The sequence below is a fragment of the Variovorax sp. 01T439_2 genome, assembly GCF_056398445.1.
In genome coordinates this window covers 1-3,659 of the sequence record NZ_JBFTPJ010000619.1, presented here as the reverse complement: position 1 = coordinate 3,659, position 3,659 = coordinate 1, and the positions used below count along the sequence as shown (strand labels likewise).

General features: G+C 69.1%; 4 protein-coding genes. All 4 read right to left on the bottom strand.

The window, feature by feature from the left end:
- Nucleotides 1-68 precede the first annotated feature (68 nt).
- Nucleotides 69-968, bottom strand: a complete 900-nt coding sequence (locus tag AC1DOC_RS24500) for a LysR family transcriptional regulator (protein WP_015865636.1) — start codon at nt 966-968, stop codon at nt 69-71.
- A gap of 364 nt (nt 969-1,332) precedes the next feature.
- Complete coding sequence (locus AC1DOC_RS24495; protein WP_478130671.1) at nt 1,333-1,980, bottom strand: ATPase; 648 nt, start codon at nt 1,978-1,980, stop codon at nt 1,333-1,335.
- A complete protein-coding gene (locus AC1DOC_RS24490) occupies nt 1,980-2,327 on the bottom strand; it encodes a type II toxin-antitoxin system prevent-host-death family antitoxin (RefSeq protein ID WP_015865634.1) in 348 nt (115 codons plus the stop codon). Before AC1DOC_RS24490 ends, AC1DOC_RS24495 begins: the two co-directional genes overlap by 1 nt.
- Nucleotides 2,328-2,431: 104 nt before the next feature.
- On the bottom strand, nt 2,432-3,659 hold a 1,228-nt coding region (locus AC1DOC_RS24485), incomplete at its 5' end, for an ATP-binding protein (RefSeq protein WP_478130670.1).

The following is a 3,659-nucleotide window of genomic DNA, read 5'->3' as shown; positions in this document are numbered from 1 at the left end:
GTATTCGCGCTGCTTCGCCAGCGGTCCAATCGATAATTTCTTGGAACCGATAAATGCCGCTTGGGGTATCAGCGCGACCGGAAACGCCCGTGCCTGGCCAGCAGCACCACCAGGCGCTGCGCTGCCGGCGAGAGGTAGCCGCTCTCGCGGTAGGTGACGACCATGCGCCGGCGCATCGTCACGCCCCGGACCTTGACCTCGCGCAGCGCCGCGCCCGAGCGGCCTTCCTGCAGGTGCAGCCGCGAGATGAAGCTCAGCAGGCCGGTCTCGTCGATCAGGCTCGGCAGCATCAGCAGCATCGTGCTTTCCACCTGCACCTGGGGCCGCGGCAGGTGGCTGCGGTCGAAGGTCTGGTCCAGCCAGTCGCGCGTCGGCGCGCCGGGCGGTTGCAGCACCCAGCGGTAGCCGGCCAGGTCCTTGAGCGTCGGCTTGGCCTTCTTGAAGATCTCGTGCGAGCTGGTCGCGGCAACCACGATCGGGTCTTCGGCGAGCAGCTTCGAGGTGAAGCCCGGCTCCTGCGTGCCCTCCGTGCCGACCATCAGGTCGATCTCGCCGGACCGCAGCAGCGGCGTCAGGATGTCGCCCAGCGCCACCGTCGTGCGAAGCGTGATGCCCGGCGCCTCGCCCATCAGCTCCCGCGCCGCCGGCGGAAGCAGGAACTGCGCGGCCGTGGGCACGATGCCGATGCGGATGTTGCCCGCCAGGCCGCGGCCGATGTCGCCGATCTCGCGGCGCGCGCTTTCCACATCGAAGCGCGTGCGCTGTGCCCACTTGAGCAAGGCCTTGCCGGCCGCCGTGAGGCGGATGCCGCGGCCCGTTCGCTCGAACAGGGCCGCGCCGCAGGCTTCTTCCAGGCGCTTGACGCAGCTCGTCAGCGCAGGCTGGGTGCGGTGCAGCCGCTCCGAGGCACGGCCCATGTGCTCGAGCTCGGCAATGACCTCGAAGTACTGCAGGTCGCGCAGGTCCAAAAAAAATCTCCTGGTTTTGCTCTTGCGCGACGCGTGGCGCCGAGGCCTTCGAGCGAATGGTCTTGTCCCGTGCACGGTGGACACGGGCTGTGCGCAATATAGCGCCCAGCATCTCGGGATCGGCGTTCCGTTCAGGGTTGGCGCCTGTCCAGCCCTCGGCTGCGGAACCAGCGGAGTTTCGATCCGTTACTCTGCCGAGCCCGGCCGCTCCCCGCCAAGTCATCTGCGCTTCACGTTCGCGAGCCACACTGCAATGGATGCTTGCCGGCGCTGGTAGAGGTGGCCTTATGGCACCCGCCTGCAGTGCGGGTCCTCGAGGCCGGCGGCATCCTCTCTTCCGCCCTCGGCTCAGTCCGGCGAGGCCTCAGCCCAGCAGCTCGATCGCCGCCTGCACGATCGGCCGCGCCCAGGCCGGCGTGGCCGCGAGCGCGGCCAGGTCGCCCGGCTGCGGAAAGACGGGTTCGCCCGCGCTCAGTTCGAGCACCAGCACCGGGTCCGCAATGTCGCCGCCGGGCGGCGCCTCCGCGCTGTTGTCGAAGACCTGCAGCCGCGTGAGCTTGGGCAGCAGCTTGATGAGGTTGGCGCGCGAGGCGATCCAGCGCTCGCGGATCTTGGCCTCTGGAATGTCGTGGCCGCCGCGCGTCACGCGCGCCCGCACGCGGGCGATGTGCTGCTCGGGCGAAGACAGCCCGCAGAAGATCATGACCACGTCGTGGCTCGACGCGGCGCGCGCGAGCAGCGCGGGAATGGTGCTCGCGCCCAGCGTGGTCTCGAAGGCGTAGTTGGAACGCTGCGCGATGGCCGCTTCCAGCCGCTCGCGGCCCAGATTCCATGCGCGGGCGTTCGCCTCTTCGGGCGTGATCCCGAGCTGCGCGATGAGCTCGCGCGCGCAGGTGTCGGGGTTGAACCAGGTCAAGCCGTGCTCGGCGAGCAGGGCACCACCGACCGAGCTCTTGCCCGCGCCGTTGACACCGGCCAGCACCAGGATGAAGGGGCGGGCGGCCGCCRCCATCAGAAGGTGTCGCCCGCCTTCGGGCGGCGCCCGAGCTTGCCCTTGGCGGCGAACAGCTTGCCCATCTGCGCGGCTGCTTCGGGCTGCTGCAGCACGCCCAGGCGCACGTCGAAGCGGCGCCCGAGCTCGTCGAGCACCGACTGCTCGCGCGCCTTGAGCGCCTGCGCGTCTTCCACCAGCTGGTTGTAGGTGGCTGCGGTCAGTAGCACCATCTCCACCGTCGAATGGTTGGTCACGGCCAGGCTGCCGGTCTTCTGGACCTGGCGGACCACGTCGCCCCAGCGGTTCTTGACCTGGGATGCGTTCTGACGCGGCAGTTCATCGAGGTTTGGCAGGATGGCGGCCATGGTGTGCTCCTTTGGCGCCATTATGGCAAAAATAGCAAAATTGGACAAAATGGCCGGTTATGGCGGATTGCGGGCGCTGCAAAGGCTGCGGCGGCAACCGCCGGCTAGGGCCGTGCGGCCGCCAGCACCCGGGCCAGGGCGCGCGCGAGTTCGCCGCGCGTGTAGGGCTTGCGCAGCAGCTCCCAGCCTTGCGGCACGTCGCGGTCGGCGTCGAGCAGCTCCGACGAAAAGCCGGACATCAGGAGAATGGCGAGCCGCGGAAAGCGCTGCTGCGCCTCGGCGGCGAGCCGGGTTCCGCGCATGCCGGCTCCGAGCGCGATGTCGCTGAGCAGCACGTCGAAGGAATCCGCATCCGTTTCCATGCTCAGCAGCGCCTGCTCGGCATTGGCCGCGGTCACCACGCTGCAGCCGAGCGTCGCGAGAAAGGTGTGAACCACCCGGCGCACCTCGGCGTYGTCCTCGACCAGCATGACCCGCAGGCCGGCGGGGATGGCCTGCTCTTCGTCTTCCTCCTCTGCGGCCGCAGGCGCCGGGTCGTACAGCTGGGGAAGATAGAGCGTCACGGTCGTTCCCGCGCCCGACCGCGTTTCGATGGCCACGGCGCCCTTGGACTGCTTCACGAAGCCGTACACCGTGCTCAGGCCCAGGCCGGTGCCGCGGCCGGCTTCCTTGGTCGTGAAGAAGGGCTCGAAGGCGCGCTCCCTCACTTCCTCGGTCATGCCCGTGCCGCTGTCGGCCACCGAAATGGCAACGAAGCTGCCGTGCGCATCCTGGTCGCTGAGCTCGTTGTGCACCTCGGGCGGCAGCGCGCCGCAGGCCTCGGCGCGAAAGTGCAGCGTGCCACCCTCGGGCATGGCGTCGCGCGCGTTGATGGCAATGTTCAGCAATGCCGATTCGAGCTGTCCGGGATCGGCGAGCACCGGCGGGCAGCCCGGCGCCGCATCGATCGCGATGCCGATGCGCTGGTCGAGCGTGCGCCGCAACATGTCGGCCAGCGAATGCAGCATCGCATGCGTGTCCACCGCGTTGGGCTGCAGCATCTGCCGGCGCGAAAAGGCCAGCAGCTTGCCCGTGAGCTCGGCGCCGCGCCGCGAGGCCCGCGCCGCGGCGCCCACCAGCTGCTGGGCGTAGCCGTCCTGTGCAATGGCGGGCAGCTCTTCGAGCACCTGCAGGTTGCCCTGGATGATGGTGAGCAGGTTGTTGAAGTCGTGCGCAATGCCGCCCGTGAGCTGGCCGACGCTTTCGAGCCGCTGGGCATGGCTGAGCGCCTCTTCGGTCTGCACCCGCTGCAGGCTGGTGGCCAGCAGGTTGGAAAGCGATTCGAGGAAGCGC

Excerpts from the sequence above, each read along its gene's own strand:
- AC1DOC_RS24490 (WP_015865634.1), bottom strand. The coding sequence starts at position 2,327 with ATGGCCGCCATCCTGCCAAACCTCGATGAACTGCCGCGTCAGAACGCA.